A 16,694-nucleotide genomic window follows, 5' to 3' on the forward strand; every position below is an offset into this window, starting at 1 on the left:
AAGGCGACCTTCAACGGATGCGTACACGTCACTGGACAGAGCGGGACGATCGGACTTGGTTGCGGGGGCAGGACATTTCACCCCTTATAACACTATGATTTATCATATTATTTTCGTTTTATTTAATAACTCCACCCCCAAAAATACCCCCACATCCGCCAGTCTGCGTCGAGTCGTGCATTTTTTGCGCAGTGATGCCGTGAATTGGCAGAATGGAATTTCCGAAATCATTGAGACACACCGTTCAGTTCGGCGAAGAGACATCGGCAACCGCGCGTACTTCGGCTAGCAAGAGAGGAGAGAGCCCCAGCGTTTCCAGCGGCCGCGTACGCAGCCAGTGCAATGCGCCGGAGGTGTCAAGGTCCTTACGCGCCGACATTTCGTTCAGTTTCATGGCGGTGACCCGCGACAAACCGAGCGAGATGAAGCTAATCATCGTTTTGTCGGATGCTCCGATTTCCAGATAGACGGGCAGCGACGGAATGCTCGAGACCATGTCCACCAAACCCGCGCTGTCGAGGGCGTAGACAAGAAGGGCGCTGTAGCAACCAAACAGACGAACAGCTTGGAAACGGATATCGCCTTCGATCAAATCCAATGTGTTTCTGATCGTCGTCTGAACAGGCTTGGAGGCATTCCGGGAAATTTGTTCGTCGATAATCTGGGGAAGTGGCAGGCCGAGCATCCATCGTCGCGCAATCAGCGCGTGGAACCGATGCAGATTCTTTGAAGTGTCGATGCCTAGAATGATCTCGTGGCATAGCTCTAGAACGGCTGCATAGGACTGGAAAGATTCACTTTCTCGGGGATGCAGAGGGATGAGGGTCCGAGCGACGTCGGCGCCCTGAGCCACTTTCGCGCTTATTCGGTCATAGAGCTGCTGCTGCTTGTGAGCCGAGATATTTGGAGTCCGGCGGATAATTGCTGCTGGGAGGCTGAGATTTTCACTTGCGGCGGCCAGCGCAGCTTCTAACAAGCCTGACTGAACATTGCCTACAGTGACGCCCGCTCGTTCGAATGTCTGGTTGAGGTCTCCCTCCTTGAAATCGGTGTAGAGCCGGACAAAGGTTGTCTCGAGGTCGGCTTCGTCGCTGCGGCCAACACTCGGTGCGCCGGCGATGACGCTCATCAGCTGATCGTGATGTTCGCTCAGGCTTCTTTCGATCGCCGGAGTGATGACCGCGTCCTTGGGCCCGTCGAGCGGCTTCTTCTTCCATTTGTGGTAGTCGATTAGGAAGATGTTGCCTTGGAATTCCCGTTTGAGCCGGCCTGCGCGTCCAGCGAGGTTCCAGAAGTCAGTCGACTCCAAGGGCTTGGTCCGCCCCTTCTCCGGAGCAAACATGAAGATGTTTTTGGCGGGCAGATTGACGCCCTGAAGTAGGGTGCTCGTACATACGAGAAAATCGACCTCACCAGACGAAACTGCCGCTTCAATTGCACGTCGAAGCTGTGTGGGGACGTTGGAATAGTGAAACGCTACGCCATATTTGACGCATTCAACCAGAGCGTAGTTGGCGTGGACCGCTTCTTTCGCAAGATCTGACAGCGCCAAGCGGGCCACGGTCGGCTCCCGATCAGACATCAACTCGGCCAGTTGGAGCGCAACGCGCTCTGCCTCCGCCGGGCCGTTTGCATAGACAATATTCGAGTGACCACGCCCGAGTTCTGCCGGGATATGTACCAATTTCTCTGTTCTGCTCGCGACCGTGCGACCTAGCTGCAGCGTTGCGACTGACTGTAATGCCTTCGACCCATCGCCCGCGGTTTGAATCGACAATTTGCCCTTGGTTGCGGACTCGATGGTGGTGACCAAGAAATTCTGAGCAACGGTCGGTTCAACGGATGAAAACTCGATCACATCGTTTAAGCCAAAGAGCCGTCCGAAGATGTTCAAATTACGAATCGCCGGACTGGCGAAAAGGATCTGAGCTGCGGGATTGCGGACGAGCAGATCGTCGACCACCCATTGCAGTAAAACGCCCCGCGAACCGTCTGCGATCGAATGTGCTTCATCGACGATGATAACGCTGGCACTTAAGTCGGGATGGGCGCTAAGGGCGATTTGCACCCGCTCCTGTGTCATTACGTAGATGGCGCGCTCGGCAAGCATAGATTCTGCATCCAGCGGCACCGTGACAATGTCGGGAACTTCACGTGTCTTCTTCTCGAACTGTGCCTTCAGATCTTCCGCCACCTGGGCAATCAAGGCACGCGTAGGGACAATGTAGACAACCGATTTGGCCTGTTCGCTGTCAAAGAGCGCCGAAAGATACCCCTGCAACACAAAGGATTTCCCGGCCGATGTGGGCGCCGCCAACGCAATCCGCCGGCTTTGCATAAGACTTAGCCATAACTTCTGCTGGAAGTCTGTCAGCAGCACCGTGTGCCCATTTATCGTTACTTCATGTGCAGCCGCCGACGCTATTTCTTCAACGACAAGCGCGAAGGGGAGACTGGGCTGTGCAGATTCAACGTCTGCACGCGTACCAATGGATGGGAAGTTGCCAAGACGCATAAGTACGACGCGTAGGGCCTGATCCAAAGGCACCTGTTCGGTACCAAACAGATCGTACGCACACGTCGCTATTCTGAAGGCAGCGCGTCGGTGATCTGCCGTTTCTGAACAAGCCAGGATGGCCGCGGAACGCATCAATCGCGTTGCATCCGCTATATCAGCGGGGCCGTCCTCGACGCCGCCGATCTCTTGGGTGAGCCATGCCAGCTCGATGCGATGCGCTGCGGCGTGAAAGTTAGGATTTTCCCAAACTTTCTCAGCTAGTTCTTGTATCATGGTAGCCAGCCAATCCGAGCTTGAAAGAGGTCGCGAAAATCTTGCACGGCTGGAAGTGGGAAGAAGAAGAGCTCCACATCTTGAGAGCCCAACCCTGCTGCATCGAACGCAGCGGCGACCTTTGGAGCCACCAATTGAAGCTGCTCCATAGCCAGAGATCTGAAGGCATCCTCGGCGCCCAGGTCGCCAGCGGCGCTGGCCTTTTGGAAGCCCTCGAAATCAAAGCCGATCAGGCAAGTTATAACGTCTTTGCGCTCGTTATATTCTTCCTCATGCGGATCCAGATATCGCAGAAGGGCATCCTTGGCGTCAGCGTCCAACCCTGTAAAATCAATGTTTCGCTGAACAAGCTGCAGCTCATGGTCCAGCTCATCGGGCTTCAAAGATTTCGCGATCGATTTTGCGGCCGCCGTTAAGGCTGCGCCAACGTCACCGTACATTTTCGACTCTCCCCAGTAGAGGAATAGCCGCGCGGTTTCAGGGCAGTAGCGAACATGGACCCCATCCGCGCCGTGAACGGGCATCTGCGGATTGGTTTTCAAGGTCATTTTAGCAATGACCTGAGGTGCGCCTAAAATCCATTCTGTCAGCAAGTAAAGCAGCAGCTCGCCGGCCTCGCCGTTCCGATTTGTCGCCCTATGCGCCTTTATGAAAAGCTTAGCAGCGGCATCGTTGAGTTGGGTGGTTTTGACCAGGAAATCGTCGAACGGCAGTGTCGACTGCAGCGCTCTCACCGCATCGATTTCCTTTCGAGTTACCGCGAAAGGCGTCAGATGGAGCCAAGCCAGCTCCACCAGTTCGTGAACCGTGGTTTTGCCTTGTCGGAAGGCGGGAAAATGAAGTCGAAGCGTGACGCCTGAGCACTCACACGACACGTCGTGCTGCAGCTCCCTTATCCTCGGTCCTAATCTCGAATAGTCGCGGCGAAGAGCGGCGAGAACAGCATCCAAGTCTGGGTTTTCGGTTTGTTCGGCACTTTTCTGACCCAAATTACCCCCCTACGATATTCCCTCTTCGACGTGCCTAGCGTTAAATGACACTAAAGTAAGCAGGAATTTGGACTAGGCGAAGCTATGAGGCGGCCTGCCGAAGGGCCCTCTGGCAACTATGTCGGCCCTCTACGAATGTGACTTGGTACCGGTGCGAAACCTGATCTACGACAAAGTCTCCGCCATCTTGGCTCTGATGATGCGAGCATCGCCACACACAGCCTTTGAGAAATTTGCAGCCTACGTTGAAAGTTGAATGAACAGCGGTTGTTGGCATTCTGGTGATACGAACAAATGTCCGGAAGTGCGAATCCGCAATGTTGGCGACCTCCGACGACGCGTTCTGGATTAAATATCTGAAATCAAACTGGCCGGTTATCCGGGCAATACGCCGACAGAGCGGGCGTCCCCGGCGGTGGGCGCCCTCCCCCAATCCATACTTCCGCTAATGCGTTAGATAATGGCGGGACCTGGCCGTTAAGACACCGAGCTCGCCCCGGTCCGCGCCGCAAAGGATTGCACCCAACCAATCGCAACAGATTTTAGCCATACACAAAGGAAATAATGTTAGTTTACGTCACTTAAAACTGGACGAAATCCAGATTTTAATAGGCATAATTACCTCCATAATGGAGCAAATGCAGATTCTCGCGCGCGCCCGTTATTTCACCTAACCTCGAATGTGCAAGGATAAATAATCCTATATTTTGCCATAATCACTGGCTAATGGGCTCGCCTCGACCACTTGATGAATAACTGCGACTAAAAGGAATCATGATGCGTCTGCTTCAAATTGCCCTTGCTGCCACCGGCCTGATGACGGCAAGCGCCGCTCTTGCGACCAACGGCGGTTACAATACCGGCGTTGCTATCCCGTCTATGACTCAGACGAATACCACCTACGTCTCTGCAGATGCGGCCAATCTGAGCAGCCCCAACGGAAGCGCACCTATCGCGAGCCTCAGTTGGACCGTCGGTGCTTCATCGACCTCGCAAGGAACTTTTCAATCACGCGTTTGCGCGGGGGTGACCTGCACACCGTGGGCCGCCGGTTACAGCGGTTCGACCACCATCTTCAACTCGATGCCGGCAAGCACCGTTTTTCACTTCGAGGTCCGGGTATATGCCACCACAGCTGCAGTTCTGAATCCGAAGGTCGTTCCGTCCGGAAAGAGCTACGTGAACGTTAGCTATAACTATTAATCAATTCCGCGTTCACCCAGGCGAACCCCGGGTGAACGCGGATGCCCTCTCTCATGTGCCTCTAGGCGCTCGCAATCTTCTATAATGAATAAGAGCGCTTTTCGAGGACAGCCAACCAGCTTTCTCGTCTGAATCGCGTCACCCCCTCACTGGCAATTCACAATGGAGGTACATGATGATGATTAATTCGACTGCCGGAACCTCGTTGGGCGCATTGGGCTTAATATCGACTGCGGTGGAAAAACCCACTCAGACCGGCGCCGCTTCAACTTCAACGGCGCTGAGCGTGAGTACGCCCGCGAAGAGCACTGGATATGGCAGCCTGCTAATGCCGACTACGGCAACCAACCTTCTCAACCTCCTTGCGGAAGAACCCGTTCAAGAGACGGGAACGAACTCGCTCACAGCTCAGCAGTGGCTTGCAAAAAATATGAAGCTTGCGACCGCAAGCACGAGTGAAACGCCGCACGCCGGCCAAATCAACTATTACTCGCAAGCCGATTTGGACACGATCAAGGCAGCCACCGGCTACAATCTCGTCGTGCTGAGCGGGGGCGCTACAACCGTAGTCGATGATCAGGGAAATCCGGCACCCCAAGATATTGGTGAGCAGGTCTCCCATTTCGCCGCCAAAATTGAAAATGATCGGGCGGCCGGTGTATTCAAGGGCGAGGTCACTCCGGACTATCTGCGCGGTGTCTTCGATCGCTTTGCCGAAGCGAAGCAATCGCTCCCCGCCGATTGGCTCGATAATGCCCTAAGCTACTTGCAAAACCAAAATGCCGCTTCGACCAACGATGCCTAACGGTTTGGCAAGCGCTTGAGAACCGAATGGGTGAGGTCTGTTTTTCCCGGTGCCTCTAAGATCGCCAGCGGAATTACGTGTCGTCAAAGGCCTCACCCTACCAAGATACATGCTATACCCAACTGCACCTTTCGCCGCGGCCTTAACCCTCGGCTCAATCACGCTCGTAGCGTCACCAACTTTCGCACAAGAGGCACAACCCCGATCTCAAGAAGCGACCGCGGATATCGTCGTGAACGGACGCCGACCCTTAAATAGTGCAGCTGCCATAGACCAATACTCTGAAGGCGATATTCGGTCATTGGATGCGACTACAATTGGCGAAGTCATAGCCCGCCTCCAGCGGAGAAACGGAGGCCATGCATTTGCCATAATCGTCAATGGACGACGTCTTGCAAGCATCTCGGATATTCAAGACCTTCCAGCAGAGGCGTTGGAATCGCTGGAGATTCTTCCAAGATCGAGCGCGTCGAACTTTGGTTATGATTCCAATAATAATATAATCAATCTAGTCCTGAAGTCCCGTTTCAACACGATTAGCGTCGATGGCGGCATTCGGATGCCAACATCCGGAGGTGGAGAAAGCGGATCAATGGCATTGCGCTACGCGAGCATTCGAGACGAAAAGCGCCTCAACGTGTCCTTGACAGTGCTAGACAGCCGACGACTAGAGGGACAAGCTCGTAGCAAATTGCTATCCGAAACGGGTGACACTTCCCTAAGCCTCTCTCGGACGCTCGTTCCCGCGAACAGGGCTCTTACATTCACAACCGGGTTTGCCACTCCCATAGGCTCCTCCAACCTGGACGCATCGATATCGGTGAATGACACGGTGTCTCAACACGTGTCTCGTTTCTTTGCAACGCCATCGGCCTACGCGTCTGGGCCAAGCACTGTGCACGGCATAGTTGATACGAACAAATCGCGCACCTACCAAATGTCAGCTAACGCAGCGGGCTTTACGGGGCGTTTATCGTGGACTGCATCCCTGACCGGATCAATCGTATCAGACACCGCCGATAGCCGAGCATCCAACAAACGTATTAACCTTGCGATCAATGATATCGAGCAATCGGGACTGCCAAGCGCCTACACCCCCCTTTTCACATCATCTGATCACGCGAGCCTCGATGCGGGGTTTTCGGCGAATTCCCCGCTCTTTTCGCTTCCTGCCGGCCGAGCAACCGCATACACGCGTTTGACCAGCCAACTACGGCGCTTTACCGTAACAGTTGGCCGTTTTCCGGCGATTAAGCAGGCCAATTCGCAAATTCGTTCGACAGGTCAATTGGGGCTCAACCTGCCCTTATTAAATTCCGCACTTACCAACGTCGGCTTCTTGGGCGACCTTACGCTGTCACTAAGCGCGAGCTACGAAAAGGTCGATGATATTGAAACCTATCCAAGCTACAGCATGTCATTTGACTGGACCCCATTTGAAGGCATTGCTTTTGGCTTCAGGAAAAGCAGATCACAGACCGTTTCGGCGCTAAATCAGCATAAAAGCCCCGAAATTTACACCCCCGGCATACAGGTAATCGATCCTGCAACTGATGAATATTCATTGGTTACACAGATTTCTGGAGGATCTCCAGGCCTACTTCCAACAATTGATATTGATAAACTTTTTTCTGTTAGCATCAATAAGACCATCAAGAACATCTCCATTTCGTTAAATGAAGAATATAGCTTTACGAAAAGTGCCAATCCGATCGTTAGCGCCATCTATCCGACCGAGCTCTTCCAAGAAATCTTCCCGACCCGTTTTTTCCACGACGAGGCCGGCCGCCTGACGGTGGTCGATGCTCGGCCCTTCAATGCCTCTAAGGAGCGCCAGCGAGCGCTTCAAAGCAGCTTTCATTTTTCATTTCGTGCACCGCGAACTTCAACCAACGCCAATGGTCCAACGGATCATCGTGTTATTGAGTGGGATGCAAGTATTGTCCACACCTGGACCTTCGATCACGATCTCTTACCCTCCGCAAGCGGAGCGACTATCGACCTCCTCAGAACACCGCTCGATGGCGCGCGTGGGACGCCGCGGCATATTCTATCAGCCGAAGGCGGCGCTACTCTTGGCAACGTTAATCTTCAATTTGGAGCAAATTGGCGATCATCGACAGACGTTGCAGACGCTACATCATCAAATACCTCGAATTTACGATTCAGTGATTTGATGACTTTAACTGCGGAATTTGGATGCAATTTTCGTGGATCCCGAGCAAATAGTAGATCGAATTTATTTCGCATCTCGCTTAGAGCCGAAAATATTTTCAATAAAAGGCTTCACGTCCGGGATTCAGACGGCAACACGCCACGCGAATTTCTACCTGGTTACCTTGATCCTACTGGCCGCCTTATAGCCATTCGTGCAAGCCACGCGTTCTAAATGACGATCAATCCAAACCTCGTGCCGCATTCCCCACCGAACCCGCCGATAGCGAAGTTCCGACATCCCGGCTGTTCGTATTCAAACGGCCACGCCTTTCCACCCCCGAGTCAGCGGCTTTTCCGTCGACCGCTGGGTAAAATTCGCCGTGCTTGAATGACAGCCTTCAGACTCTCGATCGTAATCACTGTCGATCGTCCGACTTTGGCAGCCTCAAGATCACCAGCAGCAATGAGCAAATAGATTTTAGATCGACTAAGACCCGTCATGCGCACTGCATCTGGAATCCGTACACTGATCGGGTCGAACTGACCCAACGCACGCATTTCGCGATTAACGTTCCTTGCCACGGTGAAACCTTCCGTTGGTCAGACCAGGTGGAGAGTGAGCCGGTGTATCGAGACGAGGCACATTAGGGGACTATGAGCTTATCTTCCACCCCGTCCTCTTGCTCGGACAAACGACCGATCGCTGCTGAGAAACGCCTCAAGCATTGCCGGCACCAGAACTGACACCGGCTCTTCTCGCCCATAAGTTGAAGCGTATAACTTCGCGTAGTCCTGAAGCGCTTCGGCAAGTTCAGGTACGATGTGAATGGAGAGCTTTACCGGAGTCCGATCGGGCAATACTGGTAGCTTCAACTCAGTCATAGTGATTGCTCCTACGGAAGCCATGGCGGCAGAACGAGATCGCGGTGGACCACGAGGCGAACCTGCGCTCCGGGCCTTATCGTGATCGTCGGCTGGATTTGTAGACTGCGGGAAACGAGCTGATCGCCTGCCCGCGAAACGCTCTGCTGGGTCGACTGCCGGATCGCCTGGACCAAATCGCTCTCGCCCGTGAAGGTCAGCTCCGATCCAACTCCGAACAGCGTAGAAATCGCCGCTCCCTTGATGACCTGCCAAGTGTGGGCATCGACCTTGTCCTCGAGGCCCGCGTACCCAGACATGTCCGTCGCCGGCACGTTATCGAGGCGGATCGAACTGCCATCGGGCATGACAATCCGCTGCCAGACGATCAGAGCCCGCTTTTGGCCGAAAGCGACAAGGCTATCGTAACTTCCGATCAGCCTGGCACCCTGCGGAACGAGCAAGGTCCTTCCGGTCGCGCTGTCGAAGACCTGCTCGGTGACTTGCGCGATCACGAGACCGGGAAGATCCGAACGAAGCCCGGTAATGAGGCTCCCAGCAATCACGCTGCCGGCAGAAAGCATGTTCGCCGACGCCGCCGACGTTAGTGCATGCGGCTCAACATCGCCGGCGGTATCCTTGGCTGCCACAAAATCGGCCTTGCGCTGCTGGGCGTTGGGATCGGCGTTGAAGTCGATCGCGAGCTTTCCATCGACGCCGCTTGCAGGCTTTTCGGCCTGAAGCGCTGCGGGTTCCGAGGTCACAGCCACCGCCACGGCCTTGGCGCTGCCAAAGAACAGACCGGACTGCCGTGCCGATCTTCTTTCTTCCTCCATCCGATCCGGCGCCGGCTGCTGCCTCGTCGCTTGCGATCCGGGCAAGGCCGTCGAGATCGGCGCGATCGTTGCGCCCTGTTGCTCAACGATGGCTCGCCCCAGATCTCCGGGTAGCGGCGACCCGAGCTTGGGCACCTTGTCATAGCTGTCGGGAAGCACATTGATCGCATCGGTGGAGATCTTTGCGGCATTGGCCTCGCTGTCGCCGTTGCCGACAAGGTGAAGCTTGATCGGCCCGAGTGCGTACCAGGCGGTTCCCGCCACGATGAGCGCGAGTGTTCCCGTCATCCCGATGATGACTTCCCGCTTGAAGCGGATGGCTCTGGGCGGTTTCGATCGGAGCGCCAGCGACTCCGGATCGACCTTGGCCGGCGGACGCACGGGCGCGGCCGGCGCGCTCTCCACTTTATCAGCGGAGCCCACCATTTGCCGGTCTCCAATTGGCTGCCGCCGGTTGACGTCGCTTACGGGTTCTTCGCTCATCGCGCCCTCCCCTGAACCGCACCCTCGGCCACGCGCTGGATGCGCACCACCTGCTGGTTCTTCGTCCCCAGCCGCAATTCGGCGGCCGTGAAGATGCGATCCACAACATAAAAGCGGCCAGACAGCCGGTAGTTCACAAGCTGCGCGGTCCCCTTTTGATCGACGAGGAAGAGCGGGGGCGCCTCATCGAGCACGACGCTTGGCGGCAACTGGATGAAGGTCTGCCGGCCATCATCGAAGGCGCGGAGCGGCCGCCAGGTCGGCTTATCGCCGGAGATCTCGTAGTTAAAGTTGAGGTTTTCGGCGGCGAGACCGGCGGCTATCGGTTTTGCCGTTTCCGCCGCGGCCGCTGCCCGCTTGATCGCGACCAACTCGTCCGCCGGATAGGTCCAGGACAACGCCGATATTGCCGCGCCGCCGCTGCTGGAGAGCGCCAGATGGTAGCTGCGCCGGTCGGTCGTGATGACAAGGTTGGTTGAAAGCCCCGGCGAATAGGGTTTGACGAGGATATGGGTGCGTTTGGTTTCGCCCTGCCCGCTCGTCGTATCGCCGATAACCCAACGCGCGGTATCGCCGCTGGCGACCGCGACCAGCCCCTCGCCCGCCTGAAGCGCGATATCAGTGACCCGGTCGGGCGCTGTCATCACATGGTAGATCGCACCTTCGGCAAACGCCTGAAGCTGGGTGGCCTGGACAAACCCGCTGGCCTGAGGCTCGATCGTCGCCGCGCGATTGGCGCGCTCGACGACGGCCGCACGAGAGCTGGGCGCCGAGGCCGCGAGGGCGGGATGGCCCAACATAGGTAGCGCGAGGACGCCCGCGATGATGGCGAGCCTGTGGGAATGCACATTCATGGCTGGATCTCCGATGCTGACTGAGCTGCGGGTTCAGGCGGAAGTTGGGTTGGCGGCGGGGCTGCCGCCGCGGACTGGGTTGACGGGGCGGGTTCAAGTTCCCGGCTCCAGTCGATCGCCTCGACATAGATCCCGAGCGGATTGCGTCGCAGGATGTCGGCGCTGCGCGGCGGGCGGGTCAGTATCGTCAGGATTGCGGTCCAGTGGCTGGTTCCGGCCTTCGCGCCGCGCTCATAGGACGTCTCGATCCACTTCACCTGGAACGAATGGTCCGACGCGCGCACGACGCTGGTCACCTGCACTGAGACACTGCGCTGCCCGAGGTTGACGAACGGGTCGGCCTCGCGGGCATAACCATCGAGGAAACGCGCCCCGCGCTGGCTGGCAAAATCGTAAGCGGAGAGCCAGTCACGGCGCATCAGCACCGGATCGAGCGATACGCCGCGCACACACTCTATAAAGCGTGCCAGATGCCAGGCGATCTGCGGATCGGTGGGCGTGATAGCGACATCGGCCTCGTTCACCGCCCTAGCCTCGCCAAGCTGGTCGACCTCGACGACATAGGGCACCACACGGCTCTGAAGCGATTGCCAGACCAGCGCCGAGCCCATCATTCCGGCCATACCTAAGGTCCCGAAAGCCATCAGCCGCCAGTTGCGTGCCTGGACGCGGGCGGAGCCGATGCGCTCATCCCAGACCTGGCCCGCGCGCTGGAAGGGGGTTTCGGGCTGCGGTGTTCGTCCGTAACGCTGGACAGCGCGCTTGAATATCATCGATCAGTCCTCCTTTTCCTTGATGTCGGGGTTAGCGGCGGCACCGCCGCGCTCACCGTCCTTCAGGGTGGAGAGCGCGATCTGTCGGTGATGGCGGGTGTCCTGCTGGCGGCGGAGATCGCGCGCCCAGCCCGGAGCGGAATTGTTCGCGGGATTGGCTGTGGTCTCAGACGCACTGCCGGCACCTTCCGAGCCTTCGAAGGCAGCCCTCGCAGCCGAGCGACCGCGTTCGGCGGCTTCGCCAATCCCGAAGGCCTGACTGGCCTTCTGTCGGGCTGCACCGCCAGCGGCTTTGGCCATGCCGCTGAGGCCAGCACCGACGCTTTGCGAGCCGGCGGCGGATTGACCCATGCTCCACGACGTAGAGGCGGCGGCGCCCATACTGGTGCCGGCGCGCACCGCGCCGAGCGCGGTGCCGCCCGCAAGCTTGGCCGCTCCGGCCGCGCTGCCGGCGCCCATGGCAATGATCCCGGCTGCGCCGACCCCGGTACCAAGCGCAGCGCCTGCACCCAGCTGCGGCGCACCGGCGACAAGGCCCGAAGCAATCGACGGACCGAAGATGCCCAGGCCAAACAGCGCGAGGCTGGCGAGCACAAGGCTCAGGGTCTGCCCGATATCAGGCTCCTGTCCTTGGAGGGCCGTGGTAAACTCGTCGAAGAAGTTCGAGCCGATGCCGACGATGACGGCTAGCACCATGACCTTGATGCCAGAGCTGACGACGTTGCCGAGTACCCGCTCGGCAAGGAAAGCAGTGCGGTTCCACAGCGCGAACGGCACCAGGATGAAACCGGCAAGGCTGGTCAGCTTGAACTCGAGGATGGTGACGAAGATCTGCACCGCGAGGATGAAGAAGGCGAGGATCACCAGCAGCCACGCCAGCAACAGGACGACGATCATCAGGAAGTTGTCGAAGAAGGTTGTGAAGCCGAGGAGCTTGTTTACCTGATCGAGCAGCGGCCAAGCGGCCGAAAATCCGATCCCGGCGAGCCGGCCCGGCTTCAGCAGGTCGGCTGCGGTCAGCGTGCCGCCGCCGGCCGTGAGCCCTGCCTGTGCCAAGGAACGGAAGACGATATCGCCGAGCGCCGAGAAATTGCCGATGATGAACGCGAAGGCACCGACGTAGAGGATCTTGCGGATGAAGCGCCCGAGGATGTTGTCCTCGCCGCCCATCGTCCAGAACAGCCCCGCGAGCGTCATGTCGATACCGATCAGCGTCGCAGTGAGGAAATGGACGTCGCCGCCCAGCAGACCGAACCCACTGTCGATGTAGGCAATGAAGCTGGTCATGAAGCGGTCGATGACATTGAGGTCGTTCATGGCGCTGCACTTTCCATCCGGGAGGCCGATGGCCGGGAGACCAGTTGTCGCGGGACGCGGCCAGGGGCGCGGAAAACCGCGTCCCGCGACGCGGTGACGGGAGAGGCGGACCGTCACCGCAAACGAAGTTCGAAACGGAGCCGGCCACGGCCGGTCCCGATGATCAGTTCGGCGTGTAGGCCGTCCCGGTGCCGAGGAATTTTGCGGTCGCGGCCTGTGCGTCGCTGGTCGCCTGCGCGCGGTTGGCCCGTTCGAGCGTGTCGGCGCGGTATTGGGCGGCGAGCAACTGCTGGATCTGGAATTGCTGCTTGGCGGTCAGCGCCAAAAGCTGGTTGGTCGCCTGGCTCGCCTGAAGTGCGCCTTCGGCATTCTGGCTGCGCTCGACCATGGCCGAGAGCGCGGAGGCATCGCTCTGGATATTCTCTACGACTTGCGCCTGCACGGTCATCGTGTGCTGGTAGGCCGTCATTTCGGTATCGAGGCGCGCGCGGGCAGCCGATACCTGGCTGCTGAGCGAGAGCGAGCCGTTGCTGGTCGGATAGAGCTGACGGAACTGCTGGTTCAGCGTCGAGACCTGGAACTGGATGCCCTGCGCCTGCCCCATCAGCACATCTATCTGCTGGAGCGTCTGAGTCAGCGTCTGAAGTTCGGGAAAACCAATCGTCGTTAGATTCTTGCCCTGATTGAGCAAGCTCTGCGCCTCGTTTTGCAAGGACTTGATCTGGTTATTGACCTGCTGGAGCGTACGGGCCGCCGTCAGCAGGTTCTGGCTGTAGTTGGTCGGGTCGTAGACGATGAGCGCCTTAGCGGGCTCCGATGGATACGACATGGCGGCGAAGGTGCCGCCAACGGCCACCAACGCCATGCATCCAGCGGCGGCAAGCGAGGAAGGGGCACGCTGTTTCACAATCATCGGTCTTCTCCTTTGCTGAAGCGGGGTCAGAAGGCGCCGAGCGCCCGAAACGAGGCGGCGAGGTCGGATGCCCACGCGGCGTCCGATCCCGCGAGAAAGTGGGACAGGAAGTTCTTGGCGCCGTGTTCGGCGATAATGCGGTCGATCCTCTGCTGCGCGGCCGGGCCGGAGGAGCCACAGAGCGCCAGCGCAACGGGTCCCAGCCCCAGCTCGAACAGGCGGTTTCCGCGCGTCGACTGGAGGTAATAGTGATGCTTGGGCGTGGACCGTGCGATGATCTCGATCTGCCGATCGTTGAGCCCGAATGCGTCGTAGGCTTCGCGAGACTGCGGCTCGATCGCGCGGTCGTTCGGCAGGAATATCCGCTGCGGACAGCTTTCGATGATCGCCGGCGCAATCGAGCTCTGCGCCACGTCGGCGCGGCTTTGGGTCGCGAACAACACCGAAACGTTCTTTTTCCGAAGCGTCTTCAGCCACTCACGGATGCGCGCAGCAAAGATCGGATCGTCGAGCAGGCTCCAGGCCTCATCCAGTACCAGCAGCGTCGGACGCCCATCGAAGCGCTGCTCGATGCGGTGGAAGAGATAGGTCAGCACCGGGGCGACCAGTCCTCTCCGTCCCATCAGCGCCTCGGTTTCGAAGCACTGGACGTCGGCGTCCGCGAGGCGTTCCTCGGCTGCATCCAATAGGCCGCCAAACGTGCCTTCGAGCGTATAAGGCGCCAGCGCCATACGCAGCTCATTCGACTGCAGCAGCAGCGAGAGCCCGGTGAGCGTCCGCTCATTCTCCGGAGCGCCGGCGAGGCTGGTGAGCGCCGACCAGACATGGTCACGCATTTCCGGAGAGGTGATGAGCAATTCGTGGGTCAGCAGATCGAGGATCCAGTCAGCGGCCCAACTGCGCTCGACCGGATCGTCGATGTCCTTGAGCGGCTGGAAGCTCAGACCGTCCAGCGCATCGGTGCCGTGACCCAAGGCGTTATGGGTGCCGCCCATGGCCAGCACGGCGGTCCGCGCCGAAAGCCCCATGTCAAAAACGATAACCCGCGCGCCGGGATAACGCCGGAACTGGCAGGCGATCAGGGAGAGCAGCACCGACTTGCCGGCGCCGGTTGGCCCCACCACCAGCATGTGGCCAACATCGCCGACATGGGTCGAGAAGCGGAACGGGGTCGAACCCTGCGTTTGAGCATGGAACAGTGGCGGCCCGGCAAGATGCGTGTTGCTCTCCTGCCCTGCCCAGACCGCGGAAAGCGGCATCAGGTGCGCGAGGTTCAGCGTATGGACTAGGGGCTGTCGGACATTAGCGTAGACCTGGCCCGGCAGCGAAGAGAGCCAGGCTTCGACCGCGTTCACACCTTCGCGGATGCAGGTGAAACCAAGCCCATTGACCACGCGTTCGACCGCGCGGACCTTTTCCTCGACGCGGGCGCGGTCTTCGTCGGCGACGGTGATCGTCGCGGTGAGGTAGCCGAACGAGACGTGATCGCCGCCAAGTGCCTGTAGCGCGGTATCGGCATCGACCACCTTGTTGTCGGCGTCGCTGTCGACCAACTGCGTCGGCTGGTTATACAAGACTTCCCGCAGCAGTGCGGTGATTGACTTGCGCTTGTTGAACCACTGCCGCCGCAGCTTGGTCACGACCTTGGTGGCGTCCGCTCGGTCCATCGAGATGAAGCGAGTCATCCAGCGATAGCCGAAGCCTTGATGATTGAGCGCATCGAGCAGGCCGGGTCGACTCACGTTGGGAAAGCCCGGCAAGGTCAGCGTGCGGACGTAATGGCGTCCCAGCTTCGGCTCCAGTCCGCCGATGAACGGCGTGTCGGCGAGAATGGCGTCTAGGTAGACCGGCGTCTCTGGGATCGCGAGACGGACGGGCCGGTCCGATACCGTGTCGTGGAGGTAGGAGAGGGTCTCGGCGCTCGACAGCCCGCGAACTTCAGGCATGAAGCCGGCGAAGAGATCGAGGACACGGTCGGTCTCGGCAACGAAGCCGGCAAGCGCCGCGCGCCAATCGCGCCCGCCCCGCTCGTCGCCATCCGCGTCGGGGCGCTCGATCAGCGAACGACCGGCAGCATCGCTCGAATCCGCAGGCGGCAGCCAGAGCAGCGTGCCGGTGAACACGCTTTCGAAGTGATGGCCGTGAGTTTCAAAGGCGGCGCGCCGTTCCTCGTCGATCAACCAGGATGCCGCATCGGGAAACTGGCTTTGCGGATAGCTTGAAATCTCGCGGCGATGGGCCTCGAAGAATATCGCCCAGCCCGACCCGAGCCGGCGCAGGACATTGTTGGCGCGGGCACAGGCACCGACAAGTTCCGCTTCGGTGGAGCTTTCGAGGTCGGGGCCGCGGAAGGCGAAGCTGCGCTGGAAGCTGCCGTCCTTGTTGAGCACCACGCCGGGAGCGACCAGCGCGGCCCAGGGCAGGTGATCGGCAAGCCGGTCGAAGCGGGAGCGATATTCGGCAAGGTTCAGCATGCCAGGTATCCTTTTTGCCGGAGGTGGCGGATGAGGACGTTCGCGAATTCGGGATCGCGCCGGGCGGCGAAAACCGCGAGGCTGTGCCCGATCGCCCAGAGCGCGATCCCGACCGGCCACTGCTGGAGGCCGAGCCCAAGCGCGGCGGCGAGCGTCCCGTTGACGATCGCGATCCCGCGCGGAGCCCCGCCCATCAAAATGGGCTGGACGAGGCTCGCGTGGATCGGTGTCTCGAAGC

At 58.8% G+C, this 16,694-nt stretch carries 14 protein-coding genes; 3 read left to right on the plus strand and 11 right to left on the minus strand.

Translation table 11 applies throughout. The features are described 5' to 3' along the window. Window positions 1-244 precede the first annotated feature (244 nt). Together AC1VVK_RS17085 and AC1VVK_RS17090 are read right to left on the minus strand one after the other, a co-directional pair. Window positions 245-2,791 carry a DEAD/DEAH box helicase gene (locus tag AC1VVK_RS17085; RefSeq protein ID WP_482906024.1) on the minus strand — a complete coding sequence of 849 codons (2,547 nt, stop codon included), beginning with the start codon at window positions 2,789-2,791 and terminating at the stop codon, window positions 245-247. Beyond that, window positions 2,788-3,780, minus strand: coding sequence for a HamA C-terminal domain-containing protein (locus AC1VVK_RS17090; RefSeq protein WP_482906025.1), 993 nt, complete (start codon window positions 3,778-3,780; stop codon window positions 2,788-2,790). The genes AC1VVK_RS17085 and AC1VVK_RS17090 overlap by 4 nt, the downstream gene beginning before the upstream one ends. A 774-nt stretch (window positions 3,781-4,554) precedes the next feature. Between AC1VVK_RS17090 and AC1VVK_RS17095 the strand changes: the two genes are divergently transcribed. The 3 genes from AC1VVK_RS17095 to AC1VVK_RS17105 all read left to right on the plus strand — a co-directional run bounded on the left by AC1VVK_RS17095 (window position 4,555) and on the right by AC1VVK_RS17105 (window position 8,177). Continuing rightward, window positions 4,555-4,983: a hypothetical protein gene (locus tag AC1VVK_RS17095; protein WP_482906026.1), complete on the plus strand. Its 429-nt coding sequence runs from the start codon at window positions 4,555-4,557 to the stop codon at window positions 4,981-4,983. Window positions 4,984-5,155: 172 nt separating this feature from the next. Beyond that, window positions 5,156-5,788: a hypothetical protein gene (locus AC1VVK_RS17100; protein ID WP_482906027.1), complete on the plus strand. Its 633-nt coding sequence runs from the start codon at window positions 5,156-5,158 to the stop codon at window positions 5,786-5,788. A 232-nt stretch (window positions 5,789-6,020) separates the two neighbouring features. Continuing rightward, complete coding sequence (locus AC1VVK_RS17105; protein WP_482906028.1) at window positions 6,021-8,177, plus strand: hypothetical protein; 2,157 nt, start codon at window positions 6,021-6,023, stop codon at window positions 8,175-8,177. Between the two features lie 110 nt (window positions 8,178-8,287). Here the strand turns inward: AC1VVK_RS17105 and AC1VVK_RS17110 are convergent, their stop codons facing one another. The 9 genes from AC1VVK_RS17110 to AC1VVK_RS17150 all read right to left on the minus strand — a co-directional run bounded on the left by AC1VVK_RS17110 (window position 8,288) and on the right by AC1VVK_RS17150 (window position 16,650). Then, the gene (locus tag AC1VVK_RS17110) at window positions 8,288-8,503 is read right to left on the minus strand and encodes a helix-turn-helix domain-containing protein (protein ID WP_395398261.1); all 216 of its coding nucleotides are present in this window, start codon (window positions 8,501-8,503) and stop codon (window positions 8,288-8,290) included. Between the two features lie 102 nt (window positions 8,504-8,605). Then, entirely contained in the window at window positions 8,606-8,851 is a 246-nt protein-coding gene (locus AC1VVK_RS17115) for a DUF2274 domain-containing protein (RefSeq protein ID WP_482906029.1), read from the minus strand. After that, the gene (locus AC1VVK_RS17120; protein ID WP_482906030.1) at window positions 8,839-10,125 is read right to left on the minus strand and encodes a TraB/TrbI/VirB10 family type IV secretion system protein; all 1,287 of its coding nucleotides are present in this window, start codon (window positions 10,123-10,125) and stop codon (window positions 8,839-8,841) included. Before AC1VVK_RS17120 ends, AC1VVK_RS17115 begins: the two co-directional genes overlap by 13 nt. Continuing rightward, window positions 10,122-10,979, minus strand: a complete 858-nt coding sequence (gene trbG / locus AC1VVK_RS17125; protein ID WP_482906031.1) for a P-type conjugative transfer protein TrbG — start codon at window positions 10,977-10,979, stop codon at window positions 10,122-10,124. Before trbG ends, AC1VVK_RS17120 begins: the two co-directional genes overlap by 4 nt. After that, window positions 10,976-11,752: a conjugal transfer protein TrbF gene (gene trbF / locus AC1VVK_RS17130; RefSeq protein WP_482906032.1), complete on the minus strand. Its 777-nt coding sequence runs from the start codon at window positions 11,750-11,752 to the stop codon at window positions 10,976-10,978. Before trbF ends, trbG begins: the two co-directional genes overlap by 4 nt. Window positions 11,753-11,755: 3 nt before the next feature. Beyond that, window positions 11,756-13,069, minus strand: a complete 1,314-nt coding sequence (trbL, locus tag AC1VVK_RS17135; protein ID WP_482906033.1) for a P-type conjugative transfer protein TrbL — start codon at window positions 13,067-13,069, stop codon at window positions 11,756-11,758. Window positions 13,070-13,232: 163 nt separating this feature from the next. Next, window positions 13,233-13,982: a P-type conjugative transfer protein TrbJ gene (trbJ, locus tag AC1VVK_RS17140; protein WP_482906034.1), complete on the minus strand. Its 750-nt coding sequence runs from the start codon at window positions 13,980-13,982 to the stop codon at window positions 13,233-13,235. Window positions 13,983-14,008: 26 nt separating this feature from the next. Continuing rightward, window positions 14,009-16,456: a conjugal transfer protein TrbE gene (gene trbE / locus AC1VVK_RS17145; RefSeq protein WP_482906035.1), complete on the minus strand. Its 2,448-nt coding sequence runs from the start codon at window positions 16,454-16,456 to the stop codon at window positions 14,009-14,011. After that, window positions 16,450-16,650 carry a VirB3 family type IV secretion system protein gene (locus AC1VVK_RS17150; RefSeq protein ID WP_231635456.1) on the minus strand — a complete coding sequence of 67 codons (201 nt, stop codon included), beginning with the start codon at window positions 16,648-16,650 and terminating at the stop codon, window positions 16,450-16,452. The genes trbE and AC1VVK_RS17150 overlap by 7 nt, the downstream gene beginning before the upstream one ends. Window positions 16,651-16,694 lie beyond the last annotated feature (44 nt).

Source organism: Novosphingobium sp. BL-S-32 (assembly GCF_056857055.1).

What these genes read in the sequence shown, in the direction of transcription:
- AC1VVK_RS17085 (WP_482906024.1), bottom strand. Translation starts at nt 2,791, where the DNA reads ATGATACAAGAACTAGCTGAGAAAGTTTGGGAAAATCCTAACTTTCAC.
- AC1VVK_RS17095 (WP_482906026.1), top strand. Translation starts at nt 4,555, where the DNA reads ATGATGCGTCTGCTTCAAATTGCCCTTGCTGCCACCGGCCTGATGACG.
- AC1VVK_RS17100 (WP_482906027.1), top strand. Translation starts at nt 5,156, where the DNA reads ATGATGATGATTAATTCGACTGCCGGAACCTCGTTGGGCGCATTGGGC.
- AC1VVK_RS17110 (WP_395398261.1), bottom strand. Translation starts at nt 8,503, where the DNA reads ATGCGTGCGTTGGGTCAGTTCGACCCGATCAGTGTACGGATTCCAGAT.
- AC1VVK_RS17115 (WP_482906029.1), bottom strand. Translation starts at nt 8,851, where the DNA reads ATGGCTTCCGTAGGAGCAATCACTATGACTGAGTTGAAGCTACCAGTA.
- AC1VVK_RS17120 (WP_482906030.1), bottom strand. Translation starts at nt 10,125, where the DNA reads ATGAGCGAAGAACCCGTAAGCGACGTCAACCGGCGGCAGCCAATTGGA.
- trbG (WP_482906031.1), bottom strand. Translation starts at nt 10,979, where the DNA reads ATGAATGTGCATTCCCACAGGCTCGCCATCATCGCGGGCGTCCTCGCG.
- trbF (WP_482906032.1), bottom strand. Translation starts at nt 11,752, where the DNA reads ATGATATTCAAGCGCGCTGTCCAGCGTTACGGACGAACACCGCAGCCC.
- trbL (WP_482906033.1), bottom strand. Translation starts at nt 13,069, where the DNA reads ATGAACGACCTCAATGTCATCGACCGCTTCATGACCAGCTTCATTGCC.
- trbJ (WP_482906034.1), bottom strand. Translation starts at nt 13,982, where the DNA reads ATGATTGTGAAACAGCGTGCCCCTTCCTCGCTTGCCGCCGCTGGATGC.
- trbE (WP_482906035.1), bottom strand. Translation starts at nt 16,456, where the DNA reads ATGCTGAACCTTGCCGAATATCGCTCCCGCTTCGACCGGCTTGCCGAT.
- AC1VVK_RS17150 (WP_231635456.1), bottom strand. Translation starts at nt 16,650, where the DNA reads ATGGGCGGGGCTCCGCGCGGGATCGCGATCGTCAACGGGACGCTCGCC.